This window comes from Paenibacillus sp. FSL R5-0345 (assembly GCF_000758585.1).
GTDB lineage: Bacteria > Bacillota > Bacilli > Paenibacillales > Paenibacillaceae > Paenibacillus_AQ.
Genome location: NZ_CP009281.1, coordinates 661,011 through 679,380 on the forward strand (window position 1 = coordinate 661,011; position 18,370 = coordinate 679,380).

At 41.3% G+C, this 18,370-nt stretch carries 14 protein-coding genes, 1 rRNA gene and 3 riboswitches; all 15 genes read left to right on the forward strand.

All coding sequences use genetic code 11. From position 1 onward, the window contains the following. Window positions 1–170 precede the first annotated feature (170 nt). Entirely contained in the window at window positions 171–887 is a 717-nt protein-coding gene (gene deoD, locus R50345_RS03005) for a purine-nucleoside phosphorylase (protein WP_042123989.1), read from the forward strand. A 158-nt stretch (window positions 888–1,045) separates the two neighbouring features. Beyond that, on the forward strand, window positions 1,046–2,443 hold the full coding sequence (locus R50345_RS03010; RefSeq protein ID WP_042123991.1) for an MFS transporter: 1,398 nt from the start codon (window positions 1,046–1,048) through the stop codon (window positions 2,441–2,443). A gap of 14 nt (window positions 2,444–2,457) precedes the next feature. After that, window positions 2,458–3,636 carry a phosphopentomutase gene (gene deoB, locus R50345_RS03015; protein WP_042123993.1) on the forward strand — a complete coding sequence of 393 codons (1,179 nt, stop codon included), beginning with the start codon at window positions 2,458–2,460 and terminating at the stop codon, window positions 3,634–3,636. 128 nt (window positions 3,637–3,764) lie between these two features. Next, window positions 3,765–4,508 carry a GntR family transcriptional regulator gene (locus R50345_RS03020; RefSeq protein WP_042123994.1) on the forward strand — a complete coding sequence of 248 codons (744 nt, stop codon included), beginning with the start codon at window positions 3,765–3,767 and terminating at the stop codon, window positions 4,506–4,508. Window positions 4,509–4,790: 282 nt separating this feature from the next. Continuing rightward, on the forward strand, window positions 4,791–4,943 hold the full coding sequence (locus R50345_RS32390; RefSeq protein ID WP_375105339.1) for a CPBP family glutamic-type intramembrane protease: 153 nt from the start codon (window positions 4,791–4,793) through the stop codon (window positions 4,941–4,943). Between the two features lie 166 nt (window positions 4,944–5,109). Continuing rightward, window positions 5,110–5,574 carry a hypothetical protein gene (locus tag R50345_RS03025; protein WP_042123997.1) on the forward strand — a complete coding sequence of 155 codons (465 nt, stop codon included), beginning with the start codon at window positions 5,110–5,112 and terminating at the stop codon, window positions 5,572–5,574. Window positions 5,575–5,761: 187 nt separating this feature from the next. After that, window positions 5,762–5,861, forward strand: a riboswitch (purine riboswitch). A gap of 122 nt (window positions 5,862–5,983) precedes the next feature. Next, window positions 5,984–7,384: an NCS2 family permease gene (locus R50345_RS03030; RefSeq protein ID WP_042123999.1), complete on the forward strand. Its 1,401-nt coding sequence runs from the start codon at window positions 5,984–5,986 to the stop codon at window positions 7,382–7,384. Window positions 7,385–7,540: 156 nt separating this feature from the next. Next, window positions 7,541–9,130 carry an ArnT family glycosyltransferase gene (locus R50345_RS03035; protein ID WP_042124001.1) on the forward strand — a complete coding sequence of 530 codons (1,590 nt, stop codon included), beginning with the start codon at window positions 7,541–7,543 and terminating at the stop codon, window positions 9,128–9,130. Window positions 9,131–9,178: 48 nt separating this feature from the next. Then, window positions 9,179–11,233, forward strand: a complete 2,055-nt coding sequence (locus R50345_RS31785) for a glycosyltransferase 87 family protein (RefSeq protein WP_042124004.1) — start codon at window positions 9,179–9,181, stop codon at window positions 11,231–11,233. Next, window positions 11,223–13,001, forward strand: coding sequence for a phospholipid carrier-dependent glycosyltransferase (locus tag R50345_RS31790; protein WP_052414444.1), 1,779 nt, complete (start codon window positions 11,223–11,225; stop codon window positions 12,999–13,001). Before R50345_RS31785 ends, R50345_RS31790 begins: the two co-directional genes overlap by 11 nt. Window positions 13,002–13,099: 98 nt before the next feature. After that, window positions 13,100–14,080: a glycosyltransferase family 2 protein gene (locus R50345_RS03050; RefSeq protein ID WP_076116865.1), complete on the forward strand. Its 981-nt coding sequence runs from the start codon at window positions 13,100–13,102 to the stop codon at window positions 14,078–14,080. Beyond that, the gene (locus R50345_RS03055; protein WP_042124006.1) at window positions 14,070–14,474 is read left to right on the forward strand and encodes a GtrA family protein; all 405 of its coding nucleotides are present in this window, start codon (window positions 14,070–14,072) and stop codon (window positions 14,472–14,474) included. Before R50345_RS03050 ends, R50345_RS03055 begins: the two co-directional genes overlap by 11 nt. Before the next feature lie 34 nt (window positions 14,475–14,508). Further along, a complete protein-coding gene (locus R50345_RS03060; protein WP_042124008.1) occupies window positions 14,509–15,159 on the forward strand; it encodes a class D sortase in 651 nt (216 codons plus the stop codon). Between the two features lie 124 nt (window positions 15,160–15,283). Beyond that, window positions 15,284–15,364: riboswitch (cyclic di-GMP riboswitch) on the forward strand. 108 nt (window positions 15,365–15,472) lie between these two features. After that, window positions 15,473–15,553, forward strand: a riboswitch (cyclic di-GMP riboswitch). 13 nt (window positions 15,554–15,566) lie between these two features. Then, window positions 15,567–16,376, forward strand: a complete 810-nt coding sequence (locus tag R50345_RS03065; protein WP_081389696.1) for a transglutaminase-like domain-containing protein — start codon at window positions 15,567–15,569, stop codon at window positions 16,374–16,376. 370 nt (window positions 16,377–16,746) lie between these two features. After that, a 16S ribosomal RNA gene (locus R50345_RS03070) occupies window positions 16,747–18,304 on the forward strand. Window positions 18,305–18,370 lie beyond the last annotated feature (66 nt).

Consider the following 18,370-nt stretch of genomic DNA (forward strand, 5'->3'; position numbering starts at 1 on the left):
TTTATCAAGTAAAAGTTTGTTCTGGTGGCTCCATTTTTCACAAATCTGTAATGAATACGTTTTATTGAAAGGGCTTGCATCAGTCGAAAAGTTATGATAAATTGAACTTGTCTAAAAAATAGACAAGACAAAAAAAAACGTATATTTTTCTACTAAAGGAGCAAATGATAATGATGACTACTACCAAAGAGACACCTCATATTAAACCGAACGGAGTAGAGATTGCTGAATCGATTCTGTTACCTGGAGACCCTTTAAGAGCTAAGTTTATTGCAGAAACCTTTTTAGAAGATTACCAGTGCTTTAACGAAGTAAGAGGAATGTTAGGCTATACCGGTACTTACAAAGGCAAGAAGATCTCTGTAATGGGTACGGGGATGGGTCCAGCGAGCATGGGGATTTATTCTTGGGAATTAATTAATGTATTTGGAGTTAAGAATTTAATCAGAATTGGTACCTGTGGTGCAATGCAAGAAAACATTGAGCTATACGATGTTATTTTCGGTATGGGAGCTGCAACGGACTCCAATTACGGCCATCAATTTAATTTACCTGGACAATATCCGCTAACGGCTTCTTTTGAACTCTTGGAGAAAGCTAAGAAAATTGCAGATGATAAAGGCCAAAAAGTTCATATTGGTAATATTTTATCCAGTGAAATATTTTATAATGCGGATCAGACAGCTAATAAAAAGTGGCAAGATGTAGGGATTTTGGGCGTTGAAATGGAATCTGTAGCCCTCTATTGGAACGCTATCCAAGCACGTGTAAATGCGCTATGCATTCTAACAGTGAGTGATCATCTTATTACGGGAGCAAAGACCACTCCGGAGGAACGTCAAACTGCCTTTACTAAAATGATGGAGATCGCATTAGAATTAGCGTAAATGACCTCCTTCTATGTGAAAGTAAAGGACAGAAAAGCTTCCTTCACTCACCATAGTTGTGAAGTGAAGGAAGCTTTCCATAGCTACGCAGATTGCAACTAATGTAAACGATATCATTCAACCTTTGTTTTTACAGCATGAGATATTGGAGGTATATTATGAATCATTCAGTGGGAAATAAACCGATCGTTAATTTAAGTAAAGTTGTTCCGGTTATATTGCTTTTAATGATTTTTTCAATTGTAATCGATAACTCTTTTAAGATCATCTCTCCAGATTTGGTAGAATATTTTGGGGTTTCAGCAAGTACGGTAAGCTGGCAAGTAACGCTTGCGGGCTTAGTGATTGGAATTGGTGCAGTTGTTTATTCATCTTTATCAGACTCAATCAGTATACGTAATCTATTAACGGTGGGGATTTTATTAATCTGTGTAGGATCTTTACTTGGTTATATTACACATACGAATTATTGGTTAATCGTTTTTTCGAGAATTATCCAAGCTGCCGGTTTAGGGGCAACGGAAACCCTGTATTTAGTATTCATTACTAAGTATGCAACCGAAGCAGAGCAGAAAAAGTACATGGGATTTAGTACAAGTAGCTTTCAGATCGCAACAGTTATTGGAACATTGACGGGTGGGTTTGTTGCTACTTATCTAGCCTGGCAGAACTTGTTTCTGATTCCATTACTAAGTCTGTTGCTGTTACCGTTTATTCTTAAATATTTGCCAAAAGAAGAAACCAAGAAAAACAACGTAGATTTTCTAGGGCTCATCATCATCGCAGTGATAGCCACTTCAATCATGCTGTATATGTCTTCTTTCAATTGGATACTCTTTATACTCTTCGTGGTATCGGTCATTGTATTCTTACTCTACATCAGTAAAAATAAGAATGCTTTTATTACGATTGATTTCTTTAAAAACAAACAATTTCTATTTGCGTTAATGGTGGCCTTTATTCTTAACTCTCTATACGCTGCCTATGCACTGAACACATTGTCGTTCTTGTTAACCTCTGTCTATGATATCCATTTAGATACGGTTTCCTTACTGTTCATACCAGCATGTTTACTAGCGGCGTGTGTCGGGGCTTTATCAGGTAAAATAGGAAAATCGTTGACTTCTAAGCAATGTGTTTACTTAGCTATTAGTTTGATTATTGTCAGCTTATTACTAGGTGTCTTCTTTATCGAATTGTCCATTGCTGTATTTGTTGTATCTCTTATTATATTTTCTTGCAGCTTTGCACTTCTATATGCACCGCTTATCGATATTAGTCTTAGAGATGTGCCAACTGAAAAGTCGGGGACTGCATTAGGATTTTATAATCTGTGTATCAATATCGCGATGTCCGTGGGATTCACTTATTCAGCCTTATTAATCGACAAGAAGGATTTGCAATTCGGATTTTTACGTTTTGTAACAGAAGAACCAACAGCATTGAATTATAGTAGTATCGTCGTCATTCTTGCAGCCATTGCAGGAGTAGCAATCATTTTATTTGGGATTTTATTGGGTCGGAAATCAAAGGGGCATACTCAAATTACTAGATAAGGGATGAGAGTAAAATGAAGAAATTTAAACGTGTACATTTGATCGTCATGGATTCAGTAGGTATTGGAGAAGGAAAAGATGCGGATCAATTTAACGATGCTGGTTCCCATACTCTATTACACATTGCAGAACATATGAATGGATTAAATCTACCTAACCTAGCCAAATTGGGACTGTCCAATATTGAAGAAATCCTGGGTGTTCCGAAAGCAGAGAAACCACTTGCTTATTATACTAAATTACAAGAAAAGTCTGTCGGGAAAGATACAATGACAGGGCATTGGGAGATCATAGGTTTAAATATTGATCAACCCTTTAATGTGTATCCAAATGGATTCCCTGATGAACTGATTAAACAGATCGAGGACATAACTGGTCGAAAAGTAGTAGCGAATAAGCCTGCAAGTGGAACGGCTATTCTTGATGAATATGGCGAGCATCAAATGAAAACAGGGGATCTGATTGTCTATACCTCTGCTGACCCGGTTTTACAAATTGCTGCTCATGAAGAAATCATCCCATTAGAAGAGTTATATGATATCTGTGAAAAGGTTCGGGAAATAACGAAAGACCCTGCCTATTTAATTGGTCGTATCATCGCGAGACCTTATGTAGGTGAGCCTGGGAACTTTACGAGAACCTCCAATCGTCATGACTACGCCTTAAAACCATTTCAGAAAACCGTCATGAATAGCTTGCAAGACGGAGGCTATGATGTCATCGCTATTGGTAAAATCAATGATATTTTTGATGGTGAGGGAGTTACAGAATCCATTCGTACGAAAGATAATATGGATGGTATGGATAAACTGCTTGATGTCATTAAAAAAGATTTTACTGGAATGAGCTTCTTAAATTTAGTTGATTTCGATGCTTTATACGGTCATCGTCGTGACCCAGAAGGGTATGGAAGAGCATTAGAGGAATTCGATAAGCGACTAGACGAAGTACTAGATTCCATCCGTGAAGATGATTTGCTAATTATTACGGCTGATCATGGGAATGATCCAACCTTCCCTGGAACAGACCATACGCGTGAATTTATTCCTGTGCTAGTCTATTCCAAGCAGTTAAGCGACAGCGGTGCGCTACCTGAGCATGATACATTTGCTGATATTGGTGCGACGATAGCAGATAATTTTGATGTTCATATGCCAGACCACGGTGAGTCTTTCTTGCAATTTCTTAACTAATTGATATCACAGATAAACCTCCAAGAATCTTTTTTGGAGGTTTATACGTTGTTAATGAAGTAGAAGAGGGCATTCCTTGTCGCCTGAAAAATGATGTGTCATAATGAGGAGAAAAGGACACCTGATGAATGAATACACAAAAACTAGATAAGTTGAAACGGCCGCTTTATATCAATGTATATGATGAGCTTCTTCTTCAAATTTCGAAAGGAGAATACCTCGCAGGCAGCCAGCTTCCTTCAGAACCTGATTTAGCAAGAAAACTAGGGGTTAGTCGTGCGACTTTACGACAAGCTTTAGTTCTTTTACAAGATGATGGATTAGTAAGAAATGTACGCGGTAAGGGAAACTTTGTACTTGAATCCTCTTATAAACAAGAGGATATTCAATTAGAGAGACTAAGCAACCCTATGCATAAATGCCATATAAGTATTTTTGACCAAATCGATTTGCATTATCGGATAGACCCGCAAACGGAACATACCAAACATGTATTAAGAAGAGATTCATCTACCGTTGTAGCTTTAGAGCGTTTGTATAGAACGGAAGGCGAATTACTGGCTTATGCATTTACTTTTATACCTATGGAAACGGTAGAAAGTTTATCCTTGGATCTTGATAATAAAGAGAAAATGCTGAACTTTTTAGAGAACCAGGCCTATGTAGATGCTAACCATGGAAATATTGAAATAAAATTTACGCATACCGTTAATTTAGCGGATTCGAAGGAAAAATTAATAGGTCAGAACGAGTGCTTTTTACTACTAGAAACCCTTTACGACAAAACAGAACCAGATTATCCGTTAATGTATAATAAATTTTACATTCCGCAGCAGTTCTCGAATATTAAACTGAATATTACTAAGAGTTAATCAAGAAAAAAGTCGAAATCCTGTATTTCAGGATTTCGACTTTTTACGTAACTAGGCTGCAAAAACCAAATATCAACGAAATAATGATTGTGTAATTAATTCTATTTTTCATAACCTGGGAAAGGCTAGGTTTTTCTAAAAGTGCTCAAAATTCAGGTTGTCGATTGTAAGACCTGCGATAATATAGATTCCATAAATTTTGCTTGATGTGGTTGGTCGAATTGGTGTAGTACATCGATTGATGATTGAGCAAGTTTTGTTCCTTCTTCTTTTAATTGGAACATTGTTCAAGCTGTTATAGGTATCGGTATTGCTCGAATCGTGTTGTTATATCCGTACCTTAAGACTAAAAACATTTGGACATCGTTTATAGTGCATGTAATGAATGACTGGACACCCTTTGGTTTAGCATTTATTAGCTCAATGCATCATTAATTAGGACTAACAAAATCGCTTAAGATAAACCTCATAAATCACCTGCAACTCCTTATAACATAAGGGGTTGTAGTTTTTTTTATTTAAAATCATGTGATCGACACTATATAGCTGTTCTAAATGAATGTGATAAAATGGAAAAAATATATCATAGGGAGAAATTCGTATGGGATTCTCATTTCTCGGCACACTAATCGCATTAATCATACTTGCCCCTAGTTTTCTAATGATTAAGTTTCCGCCTGAAAATGTTCCAGCTGGTGTGCGAGATGCTGGACCAGTCTTTACCATTTTGGAGAGAGTAGGGCAATTGGGTTGTATCAGCATTCTTGTGATCTCAAAGGATAACTTTCAACAGGTAGACTTCGGCATTATAGCAGCTTTAATTGTTATGTTGATCGCTGCTTATTATGGTCTTTGGATTCGATATCTCGTTAAGGGGCGGCAGTTCAAAATATTATGGGACCCTTTAGGATTTATTCCGATCCCGATGGCAGTTCTCCCTGTATGTGCATTTGGATTAGCAGCGATTTGGGGGAGATCCATCTGGCTAAGTGTTGCAGTCGTTTGTTTAGCGATAGGACATTTAGCTAATTCTTGGCATAGTTATAAGCACACTGAAAATCAGTAACTAGAATTATAGGTAAATATAACCATATAAAACGTGATTGGATAGTTAATAAGCTGCACAACTAGAAGGGATTTGAGACTGGATAAAACCTTGGAAATGTATGATTTACGAACAATGGAAAAAATAAAGTCGAAAATGTTCGCTTTTTATCATTGACAACTTATATGATGTCCACCTAAAATGATAGAGCACAACAACATAATTCTTTCGTATATTTCCGGGAATTGGCCTGGAAGTTTCTACGAGGTCACCGTAATGACCTGGCTACGATTAAGAAGAGCAGAGCAATCCGCATCGTCCTGAATTTAGGACTATGGTCACGGGTGCTACTCTTTTTTTCGAGCCGGTGTCTATCAGATACCGGCTTTTTGTTGCTGTCAGACACAACATACCTTAGGGGGAGAACAATTTGAATCGGTTTTTCAAGTTGAAAGAGAACGGCACCACAGTTCGTACAGAAATCATGGCGGGCTTGACCACGTTCATGGCAATGGCTTACATCTTGTCGGTTAATCCGAGTACTTTAACAGCATTTGGCCGTATTGATATGGGCTGGTACTCTGTATTTCTAGCGACGGCGCTGGCAGCAGGTATTTTCACCATCGCAATGGGCGTGTTCATAAACTTTCCAGTGGCATTGGCACCGGGTATGGGACTTAACGCATATTTTGCTTCCGTAATTTTATCATCTGCCACATCAGAGCATCCATTCACTTGGCAAATGGGTCTGACAGCCGTATTTATTTCCGGTTTGATCTTTATCTTGCTAACGGTAACTCGAGTACGGCAGATCTTACTAACAGCAATTCCTGACAGCTTGAAGCACGCAATTACAGTAGGTATCGGGATGTTCATCACGATCCTTGGTCTAAAGAACAGTGGACTGATGACGATTGGTGTTGAAGCGGGTAAAGACATTCCTGCTAACACTTTCACCGACGTTCTTTCCTTTGAAACAATCATTCATATGGGTAGCCTAGAGAATTCCAATGTCCAATTGGTCATTATCGGACTTCTTCTAATCTCCATCTTGATGGTACTGAACGTTAAAGGTGCGATTTTGTTCGGTATCTTGGGAACAACTGTCGCTGGTATGTTGATGGGCGTAGTTGATTTCAGCGCATTGTCCAGTCCGGCAACACCTTGGGTTCCTGACTTCACACAATTGAACTTCTTCCAGTTTGACTGGGATGGTATCCTGCACACAGGTATCGTTTCGGCAATCGCAACTTTCACCTTTGTAGAGTTGTTTGATACATTTGGTACGCTTGTAGGTACGGCTCAACGCGCAGGTATTATGGATAACCCTGAAGAAGGTAATAGACGTGTAGGTAATGCAATGTTTGTTGATGCAGTTGCTGTAGCAGGTGGTGCCGCACTGGGTACTTCTACTACTACTGCATTTGTAGAAAGCGCAGCAGGTGTTGCTGAGGGTGGACGTACAGGTCTGACAGCCGTAACAACGGGTGTATGTTTCTTGCTTGCATTGTTCCTTGCACCAGTAGTTGCTCTTATCCCTGGATCTGCTACAGCTGCAGCACTGATCGTCGTAGGTGTGCTGATGGCACAATCCATCCGTCAAATTGATTTTCAAGATATGGTTGTTGCGATTCCAGCGTTCCTAACGCTTGTTATCATGCCATTCACTTATAATATTGCTAACGGTATTTCCTTTGGTATCGTAACTTATGTAATCCTTGCTTCTGTTGCTAACCTAGCAGGTAAGAAGAAATACGATATTCACTGGATGATGTGGGTGCTTGCGATCCTAATTATTCTCCGTTATGTATTCCTAGGTAGTGAAGGCTAACATATATATAGCATTTCTGATATTCATCTAGAGCTCCTTCATTATTGAAGGGGCTGTTTTTTTATTCTTTAATTGGTTTTTTAACGGAATAGGGTAGTCATTGTTCATGCCTTTTCATCATCTAAGATATAGATTATATTGTTGAAGAGGTGATGCATGTTGGCTAGTAGATTAAATGGAGCATATTTATATATTAAAAAAAATCCATGGCCACTCTTGTTATTCTTATTAGGAGCGGTAATTCGTATTCTTTACATAGGTTCTATACCTCCAGGTTTAAATCAGGATGAGGCTTCAATAGGGTATGACGCTTATTCAATTCTTCATTATGGGATAGACCGGAACGGTGTTCATCTGCCGGTCCATTTGATTGCTTGGGGAAGCGGGCAAAATGCGCTCTACGCCTACTTATCCATGCCTTTTATTTGGTTGTTTGGGTTAACACCTATGTCTGTGAGGGCTGTCAGTCTAATTATGGGACTGCTTGGCATGATTGTGTTCTATCTTGTGGCTAAACAGTTATTTACTTTCAGAGCAGCAGGTAATGCAGCGATGTTCTTTATCGCGATTAATCCATGGCATATTATGATGTCTAGATGGGCTCTAGAGTCCAATTTGTTTCCTACTCTGATCCTGTTTTCCGTTTATTTTTTATTGAAAACACTCAAAAACCCTAGATGGTCCTATGCCTATACTATTCTATTAGCTCTCTCTCTTTATGCTTATGGAACGGCGTATTTTTTTGTTCCTGTGTTTGCTATAGCCACTGCGATTCTTCTATTCTATATAAGAGCCCTGAAACTTCGGGCGATTCTATGGAACGGAATATTGTTTATAATTATAGCTCTGCCTATATTGCTATTTGTGATGATTAATCGCTTGAAGCTGCAGAGTATAGAAACTCCGTTGTTTACGATCCCTAGATTGACTACACCACGTATGGAACAGGTATCATCCGTATTCAGCGGAGACTTATTTCATACCGCAGCAGGTCATTTTCGAGAATTTATTAAGCTTATGATTAGTGGAAATGATGGTCTGCTATGGAATTCGATCTCACCTTACGGATATGCGTATCCCATTGCGCTTCCTTTTGTCCTTATTGGTCTTGTTGTAATGCTAAAAGCACTACCTAAGCGCGAACATGAAGGACGGGGACAGGCTATCATTCTGATCTGGTTATTAGTTTCTGTGCTAATGGCTTGCGTGACGAATGTGAATATTAACCGTATTAACGTTATTTTTTACCCAATCATTTTACTGCTTGTTGCAGGATTTATGTGGGTAAGACAGAAGATTAAAGGGCTTGGGGTTGTTTCTATAGCAGGGTTCTGCTTGTGCTTTGTGTTATTTTGCAGCGCATACTTTAATGATTTTCCGGACAGAGTCGGACCAGCCTTCTATAACTCAATCGGCGAGGCCATAGAGTATGCGTCGGAAGAGAGTGAAGGAAAGGTTTATGTTACAGATAAGGTTAATATGCCCTATATTTATGCACTTTTTTATGAGAAAATCAATCCGAATGATTTCTTGGCAACGGTCAAGTATACTAATCCGGGAGCAGCCTTTCAGAAAGTATATACTTTTGGAAGATATGTGTTCGTGTTAGGGAGTCCGATGATAGTTCCAGGAGAGAATGCTGCTTATATTTATTGGAACGGTGATACTATTCCTGCTCTGAGTGAGAACTACAAGATTAAGAGATTTGCTAATTATACGGTAGTGATCACGGGCGGCGATTTATAGAGCAGTAAAGTCTGGACTAAGAATATAGGACGAGGTGAGGTTGGAACGATGATCAAGAGTACACGTACGGCCGCAATGACTGTATTGATGCTGTTATTGTTTTTGCTTCCTGTAACAAGCATTTATGCAGAGGAGAATCTATTGCAGAACCCTGGATTTGAGGAGGGGGGAGAGGATGCTCCTTCTAACTGGACTAAGGATATGTGGATTTCAGGAGACAACTCTGGCATACTTTCCATCCAATCGGACGAGGTTCATTCCGGTAGTAAAGCAGCGGTCATTGAGAATATCGAACCCAATCATTTGAAATGGGTGCAGACGATTAAAACAACACCGGATAGTTATTATAAAATCTCTGGATGGATCAAAGTAGTAAGTACCGCAGGCGAGGGAATGGGTGCCAATATACTTGCCGTTGGAGTAGGTGGGGGTTATCCCAGCGTAACGGATACGGCAGGAGAGTGGCAGTATCTTGAATACATAGGTCAGACAGGACCTAAGCAGAAGGAATTCGGCATAGGTGCAAGTTTGGGAGGCTACTCTAGCTTAATTCAAGGTAAGGCTTATTTTGATGATTTGTCTGTAGAGAAATTAGACGCAGCTCCCGAAGGATCCAACGTCATTTCACTAGATAGTGCAGCTGTTAGCCAGGATGCTGGTGATAAAAAAGCAGACACCCCACATAAAGTATCTCCAACTAAGATGCTGCTGATTTCAGCGCTTTTCAGTGTGTTTTTTGCAGTGCTTTATACCAAGGTATTCCGCAGTGAGAAGCTTATGAAGCAACCTGAGAATGTCTATTCCAAATGGCTGAGCATTGCCATCGGGATTGCCTTTATACTAAGGATTTGGATCGGTCTTACTGCTCAAGGCTACCAGAATGATATGAATACCTTTATAGCTTGGGGCCAGCGTATGGTTGATTTAGGTCCAGGTAAGTTTTATGAAGAAGGGTATTTTGCGGATTATCCACCTGGTTATTTGTACATTTTGTCCCTGCTTAGTCTTATTCGCGGTGTATTTGGCTTTGCGCATGGCTCGGGCGGAGAGAATTTGCTGTTCAAACTACCGGCGATTATTTCTGATTTGGTGCTGGGTTACTTCATATATCAAATGTCTCGCAAAAAACTTGGCACGGGGATCGCTTTTGGCTTAACGCTATTATTCTTATTTAATCCGGCGGTACTTGTTAATTCAGCGGCGTGGGGACAAGCAGATTCGTTCTTTTTGATTTTCCTGTTGCTCAGTATTCATGGGGCTGCGAACAAAAAGTTTGTTCAATCCGCGATTATGTTTGCATTAGCAACTTTAATTAAACCACAAGCGTTAATCTTTACACCGGTATTGATGTTTGCTTTCTATCATCACCGCGCTTGGAAGCAGCTTGGATTTGGAGCTTTGTACGGATTAGGGATATTCGGATTGCTCGCGGCACCATTTTTCTGGAATAACGGTGGTTTAGTTGGCCTTATTAATCTGTATAAGAGTACTTTATCTTCCTATCCTTATTCTTCAGTGAATGCATTTAATCTATATGCACTGACTGACCCCATGTGGTCATCCCTTGACCTAACCTGGCTGGGCATGACTTACCGTGTATGGGGCTTCATATTTATTTTAGTGGCAGTGGCTGTAGCAGCGTTCTTCTCCTTTAAAAAGGATCGCTTAGATCTATCCAAATCCTATTTTATCGGTATGGCGCTCATTGTAGTGGTCTTTGTGCTTGGCACCAAAATGCATGAACGTTATATGTTCCCTGCTGTTATTCTCTGTATGTTCACTTATATAGCAAGTCGGGATCGCCGTTTTTTATCCTTATTCCTTGGGTTCAGCTTAACGCAGTATATCAATGTAGCTTATACGTTGACCCATCTAAATGCAGGTGTAAACCCAGGTGCAGATGGAATCGTACTGGTCACGTCTATTGCTAACCTAACCTTACTTCTATACATGCTCTACATCGGTTACGATGTGTATGTTCGCGGGGGAGTGCAACCTCTTCCAGCACCACCAACTCTTGAAGAAAAATACGAAGAAGATCTTAAAATCGTCAAGCAAATAAAACCGCAACAGAGAGGAGGGAGATTGAACGATGAAGTTTAAGCGTATAGATTGGATATGTATACTTGCTATTACTGCCGTTTACGCGGCGATTGCTTTATACAATCTTGGATCTACTAAATCTCCGGAAACATTGTGGGAGCCGGCTGCTAGCGGTGAAAGCTTCTATGTAGATCTAGGGCAGAGTAAACAATTGGAACGTGTGAATATATTCGGTGGCGTAGGTACCGGTAAGTTTAAGCTTGAGTTCAGTGAAACTCCTGATGTCTGGAGCAATCCTCTAGATGTAAATGAGGACGTTGGAAATGTCTTCATCTGGAAAAGCCAACCTCTGAACGTTGCAGCAAGATACGTGAAGTTTACCGTCACCTCTCCGGGCTTCACTTTAAATGAAATGGCCTTTTATGAGCAGGGGGGAGAAAGAGTCCCTCTTCCCATTGCTGGTGTAACACCGGATGCTAATGCAGTCGCTAAAAGAGGAGAGCCTGCCAATCTTTTTGATGAGCAGTCAATCATCCCAGAATATTCAAACTTTATGAACAGCACTTATTTTGACGAGATCTACCATGCACGGACAGCTTATGAATATACACATGGGATTGTGCCTTACGAAAACACGCATCCACCACTCGGCAAACTGTTGATCGCAGTAGGGATGGAATTGTTCGGAGTCAATCCATTCGGTTGGCGTATTATTGGAACATTGTTCGGGATTGCCATGCTGCCTCTCATTTATGTGATGGCACTGCGTCTGTTTAAAAAGAGTAAATACGCAGCACTTGCGGCAGGATTGTTCGCACTGGACTTCATGCATTTCACGCAAACAAGAATCTCTACGATCGATGTATACGGAGTATTCTTCATCATGCTGATGTTTTATTTCATGCAGCGGTATTACACTATGAATTTCTTCAGGCAACCTTTAAGAAAAACTTTGATTCCGTTATTCTGGTCAGGTTTATTCTTCGGAATTGGTGTCGCCTCCAAGTGGATTGTACTGTACGGAGGAGCCGGGCTGGCGATTATGCTAGCTATCTCTCTTTTCGAGCGTTACAGAGAATACCAAGCTTCGGGGAGGTTGCTCGCGGAAGGGAAGATCAAAGACAAGGAACTGTTAGGTACCTGTCGTGAAGCTGTAAATTCGTTCTGGAAGAATACCATCATTACTTTAGCTAGTTGTGTTGCGTTCTTTGTAATCATTCCGGTCATTATTTATAGTTTATCTTTTGTTCCGGGTTTATCTGCATCAGCAGAGGGCTTTACTATTAAAGGTTTGATTGATTCTCAAAAGAATATGTACAACTACCACAGTCAGCTTGTAGCTACACATCCTTTTGCATCCTCCTGGTGGCAATGGCCATTTATGAAGAGACCTGTCTGGTTCTTCAGTGGCAGTGAAGGATTGCCGGAAGGTCAGGTCAGCAGTATAGTGACTATGGGGAATCCGCTTATCTGGTGGACGGGTATTTTTGCAATGCTAGCAACGCTGTGGATTACGCTGAAACGCAAAGATAAAAACCTGTATATGATCTGGATCGCCTTTTTCTCACAATATGTTCCGTGGATGCTTGTCCCGAGAGAAACCTTTATCTACCATTATTTTGCTATGGTACCTTTTATGATTCTTGGTATTGTATATATAATGAAGTTACTAGATAGTAAATTTCCTGAGGCTCGTTACGTTCGTTATGCTTATGTGGCTGTTGCGTTACTGCTCTTTGTCGCGTTCTACCCAGTCCTATCAGGGATGCAGGTTAGCGGTGATTACGTGAAGAACATGCTGCGTTGGTTCCCTTCTTGGGTTTTCTAAGCTCTAAAAAGAATCTATAACAATAAGTTTATGCTTAAAGCGTTATTAGGAAGAATAGGAAGATGTAACGCTCCATAAAGCTTGTAGGAGGAATAAAGGTGAAAGCCAGATATAGTGTAATTGTACCCATGTTCAATGAGGAGCAAGTAATTAGCGTTACTTACGAACGTTTGAAAAAAGTAATGGACGAATGCGGCGATACTTATGAGCTAGTCTTCGTTAATGACGGAAGTCGTGATCGTTCGGCCCAGATGATTCGGGAGATCAGTGATCGAGATGAATGCGTCAAGCTAATTGACTTCTCGCGTAATTTCGGACATCAGGTAGCGATTACAGCTGGCATGGACTATGCTGAAGGTCAAGCGGTCGTTGTTATTGACGCTGACCTTCAAGATCCGCCTGAGGTCATTTTGCAAATGATCGAGAAGTGGAAAGAGGGCTATGATGTTGTGTATGCGAAGCGGCTGAAGCGCCGTGGGGAGACGATGTTCAAGAAGGTAACGGCGAAGCTGTTTTATCGGCTGCTCAGCAGCATGACAAGTGTGGACATTCCTACGGATACAGGCGATTTCCGTCTTATTGATCGTAAAGTATGTGATGTCTTACGGGGGCTCAAGGAAAAAAATCGGTATGTCAGAGGTTTGGTAAGCTGGGTCGGCTTTAAGCAGACGATGGTGGAGTATGAGCGGGAAGAGCGTTATGCAGGTGAAACCAAGTATCCGCTCAAGAAAATGATTCGTTTTGCGCTAGATGGTATCACTTCCTTTTCCCATAAACCACTTAAAATTGCTACGTATGTTGGATTTTTTCTATCCTTTTCTAGCTTTCTCTATTTATTCTTCGTCTTATTTCAAAGAATCTTCTTCACATCATGGACGGTTCCAGGTTGGGCTTCCATTGTAGGCGTCAATTTGCTCTTTAATGGTATCGTTCTGATGCTGTTAGGTGTAATTGGAGAATATATCGGACGGATTTATGACGAGTCTAAGGATAGACCGCTATATATTGTAAGTGAGACTAAAGGATATCCTAACGAGGAACAAGTGGATCGCCGGAAGGACTACAATAATGTCAGATAAGAACTTACGCGCTGCATTTATACAGTTTCTTAAATTTAATGCCGTAGGTTTGGTGAATACCCTAATTGATTTCGTAATCTTCACATTACTGAACTCACTTGGAATGGTATATGCGTTGGCACAGGTGATTTCTTATAGTGCAGGGACAGCGAACAGCTTTATTTTGAATAAAAAAGTTACCTTCAAGGATCACAATCGTGGCAGTAAAGAGGGCTTTGATAAGGCTCAGTTGCTGAAGTTTATCATACTGAATCTGGTAGTGCTCGGAATATCGCTGTTGCTAATGCATCTGTTGACTGACAAACTAGGCATTCAAGTGTTGATCTCTAAGGTATTAGTAACGTTTGTGACGGTGATCATTAACTTCTTCGGAAGTCGTAAATGGGTATTCTAAAGTGCAGTAGAACCAATCCACGGAGGTGAAAATCATGCGTAAATTCTCGTATGTGCTCATACTGGCTGGGATCCTTATCATGCTCTATCCAAAAGCTAACGAATGGTATAACGACTGGCAGCAGGAGAAGCTATTAGAAACGGCTGAACTGAGCACCATCGAAAGCACTCCACCACCTGATCTGAAGAGTAGATATGCCGAGGTCACTCAGCTACTAGCAGAGGAATCCGTTCTAGATGCACAGGCACAGCCTCAAGAAACAGAAAAGCCAGAACCGGAGATTGAAGTGGGCGGCAAAGTTATCGCATTAATAGAGATTGCTAAGATTGATCTGAAGCTGCCAGTATTAGAAGGAGCAACAAAAGCAAATATGAAGCATGCTGCGGCCCATATGAAAGAAACGGCCCCGCTTGGAGAAATCGGGAACGCCGCAATAGCTGCTCATAGAGCTAGAACTACGGGCAGATTGTTTAACAGATTGAATGAAGTTGTGGTTGGGGATGTAATCACGGTAAAAACGAGCGATCAGGTATATAATTACGAGGTTTATGATATTTCTGTTGTACTTCCCAGTGATGTGTCTGTTCTTGACGGGAATAACAAGGATAAGATTCTTACTCTAATTACGTGTGACCCACTAGTAGATCCTACACATCGTTTGATTGTTCATGCTAAGCTTACCTAATAGTTGATGAGAAATGACAAGAGAACTGAAATACAGAGAGATAACTATAAAATAATAGTAAAACTAGCAATTTTGTTCTTGTTTACGAGGATAAATATGGTAGTATAAGACTATAAAAGCTAAACACGATAAACGGCAAACCTATCGAAAGGTAGGGACGCAAAGCTAAAGGGCCTTCCCGTAAGGATGGCAGCCAGTTACCGAATGAAGAGGCTTTTTTTGTTTTTATAAAATATATAAGAATCTAAGATTCATATTTCTACTTGGACTGATTCTGTTAATTTGTCTAGCGAAATTAGAACAGATAGAGCTTATACGATAACGGCAAACCTATCGAAAGGTAGGGACGCAAAGCTAAAGGGCCTTCCCGAAAGGATGGCAGCCAGCTACCGAAAGGAGTTTTATCCGTGAAAAAGGTTTATTTTATGATGGTGGCGCTGTTCGTGCTGATTACTTCGGTTCCAGTAAGCACAGCTCAAGCTGCAAGCGCAGATTCAAACTGGTTGAATACATCCAAATTGGCTCAAGGTGTAATCGGTATTAACTACGATATTCCAAAAGATAAAAGAGTTAAGCTGATGATCACAAAAGATAACAGTAGCTATACATACAATTTATATGCTTCTGGACAAGCTGAGGACTTCCCTTTGCAACAAGGGAATGGGACTTATAAAGTTTCTGTTCTTGAGAATACAACGGGTAATAAATATAAGGCTCTCTATTCTGAAGTAGTAGATTTAACTATGAACGACTCAAATTCCGTATATTTGGGCTCCGTACAGAATGTGAAATGGAGTTCTTCTGATAAAGCAATCGTTAAGGCTAAAGAGCTTACAAAAGGTAAAACAACAGATGAAGAGAAAGTTAAAGCAATCTATAACTATGTAGTTGCTAATGTGCAATATGATTATTCTCTTGCTAATAATGTAACAACAGATTACATTCCGAACATTAACAACACTTTGAATACTAAAAAGGGAATCTGCTATGACTATGCTTCTCTTTTTGCCGCAATGCTGCGTAGTGTAGATGTGCCTGCTAAATTGGTGATGGGGAATACTAGCTACGTTACGCAATACCATGCATGGAATGAAGTATTGATGGATGGGAAATGGGTTACTATTGATACCACGGTAGATGCATCGGCAGCGAAGAGTAAGAAGAATACGGATTTTATTAAGGCTTCAAGTAAGTATACTGCAGCAAAATACTATTAATTTGAAACGCTAGAATCATAACTCTATTAAATAAACAACCAGCTTAATAATTAAGCTGGTTGTTTATTTTTCTATTAGGGGTTGCTTTTCTATGAGTAGATAGGTTATTATAGTTAAGCGTTGTTAGACAGCGTACAGGCAATGTTTGAGAGAGTTATATAAACGGCTTTCGAAAAATAAAGCTTGCATTACTGAGAACAACATGATATATTATAAGAGTTGCTGCTGAGACATTAAACGGCGCCAACGAGAACTTGATCTTTGAAAACTGAACAACGAGTGAGTAGGAAATCACGAAAGTGAAATCCAAATTAGAGAATTAATTTTCTCGTCAGATGTTTCAAAATGAGCATATCGCTCTTTTCAATACTAATTGGAGAGTTTGATCCTGGCTCAGGACGAACGCTGGCGGCGTGCCTAATACATGCAAGTCGAGCGGAGTTATTTTGAAAGCTTGCTTTCGAAATAACTTAGCGGCGGACGGGTGAGTAACACGTAGGCAACCTGCCCCTTAGACTGGGATAACTACCGGAAACGGTAGCTAATACCGGATAATTTCTTTTTTCTCCTGAAGAAAGAATGAAAGACGGAGCAATCTGTCACTGAGGGATGGGCCTGCGGCGCATTAGCTAGTTGGTGGGGTAACGGCCCACCAAGGCGACGATGCGTAGCCGACCTGAGAGGGTGAACGGCCACACTGGGACTGAGACACGGCCCAGACTCCTACGGGAGGCAGCAGTAGGGAATCTTCCGCAATGGGCGAAAGCCTGACGGAGCAACGCCGCGTGAGTGATGAAGGTTTTCGGATCGTAAAGCTCTGTTGCCAGGGAAGAACGTCCGGTAGAGTAACTGCTATCGGAGTGACGGTACCTGAGAAGAAAGCCCCGGCTAACTACGTGCCAGCAGCCGCGGTAATACGTAGGGGGCAAGCGTTGTCCGGAATTATTGGGCGTAAAGCGCGCGCAGGCGGTCATTTAAGTCTGGTGTTTAAACCTTGGGCTCAACCTAAGGTCGCACTGGAAACTGGGTGACTTGAGTACAGAAGAGGAAAGTGGAATTCCACGTGTAGCGGTGAAATGCGTAGATATGTGGAGGAACACCAGTGGCGAAGGCGACTTTCTGGGCTGTAACTGACGCTGAGGCGCGAAAGCGTGGGGAGCAAACAGGATTAGATACCCTGGTAGTCCACGCCGTAAACGATGAGTGCTAGGTGTTAGGGGTTTCGATACCCTTGGTGCCGAAGTTAACACAGTAAGCACTCCGCCTGGGGAGTACGGTCGCAAGACTGAAACTCAAAGGAATTGACGGGGACCCGCACAAGCAGTGGAGTATGTGGTTTAATTCGAAGCAACGCGAAGAACCTTACCAGGTCTTGACATCCCTCTGAATCCACTAGAGATAGTGGCGACCTTCGGGACAGAGGAGACAGGTGGTGCATGGTTGTCGTCAGCTCGTGTCGTGAGATGTTGGGTTAAGTCCCGCAACGAGCGCAACCCTTAACTTTAGTTGCCAGCAAGTAATGTTGGGCACTCTAGAGTGACTGCCGGTGACAAACCGGAGGAAGGTGGGGATGACGTCAAATCATCATGCCCCTTATGACCTGGGCTACACACGTACTACAATGGCCGGTACAACGGGAAGCGAAGCCGCGAGGCGGAGCCAATCCCATCAAAGCCGGTCTCAGTTCGGATTGCAGGCTGCAACTCGCCTGCATGAAGTCGGAATTGCTAGTAATCGCGGATCAGCATGCCGCGGTGAATACGTTCCCGGGTCTTGTACACACCGCCCGTCACACCACGAGAGTTTACAACACCCGAAGTCGGTGGGGTAACCCGCAAGGGAGCCAGCCGCCGAAGGTGGGGTAGATGATTGGGGTGAAGTCGTAACAAGGTAGCCGTATCGGAAGGTGCGGCTGGATCACCTCCTTTCTATGGAGAATCGTCTTCTGCAATGAAGACATTCAAATCGGAAGTTAAACTTCCACAATCTCAGGT

Bases quoted from the DNA above. Each gene is read 5' to 3' on its own strand.
- R50345_RS03020 (WP_042123994.1), top strand. From the start codon at position 3,765: ATGAATACACAAAAACTAGATAAGTTGAAACGGCCGCTTTATATCAAT.
- R50345_RS31785 (WP_042124004.1), top strand. From the start codon at position 9,179: ATGATCAAGAGTACACGTACGGCCGCAATGACTGTATTGATGCTGTTA.
- R50345_RS03060 (WP_042124008.1), top strand. From the start codon at position 14,509: ATGCGTAAATTCTCGTATGTGCTCATACTGGCTGGGATCCTTATCATG.
- R50345_RS03035 (WP_042124001.1), top strand. From the start codon at position 7,541: ATGTTGGCTAGTAGATTAAATGGAGCATATTTATATATTAAAAAAAAT.
- R50345_RS03055 (WP_042124006.1), top strand. From the start codon at position 14,070: ATGTCAGATAAGAACTTACGCGCTGCATTTATACAGTTTCTTAAATTT.
- deoD (WP_042123989.1), top strand. From the start codon at position 171: ATGATGACTACTACCAAAGAGACACCTCATATTAAACCGAACGGAGTA.
- R50345_RS03025 (WP_042123997.1), top strand. From the start codon at position 5,110: ATGGGATTCTCATTTCTCGGCACACTAATCGCATTAATCATACTTGCC.
- deoB (WP_042123993.1), top strand. From the start codon at position 2,458: ATGAAGAAATTTAAACGTGTACATTTGATCGTCATGGATTCAGTAGGT.
- R50345_RS31790 (WP_052414444.1), top strand. From the start codon at position 11,223: ATGAAGTTTAAGCGTATAGATTGGATATGTATACTTGCTATTACTGCC.
- R50345_RS03010 (WP_042123991.1), top strand. From the start codon at position 1,046: ATGAATCATTCAGTGGGAAATAAACCGATCGTTAATTTAAGTAAAGTT.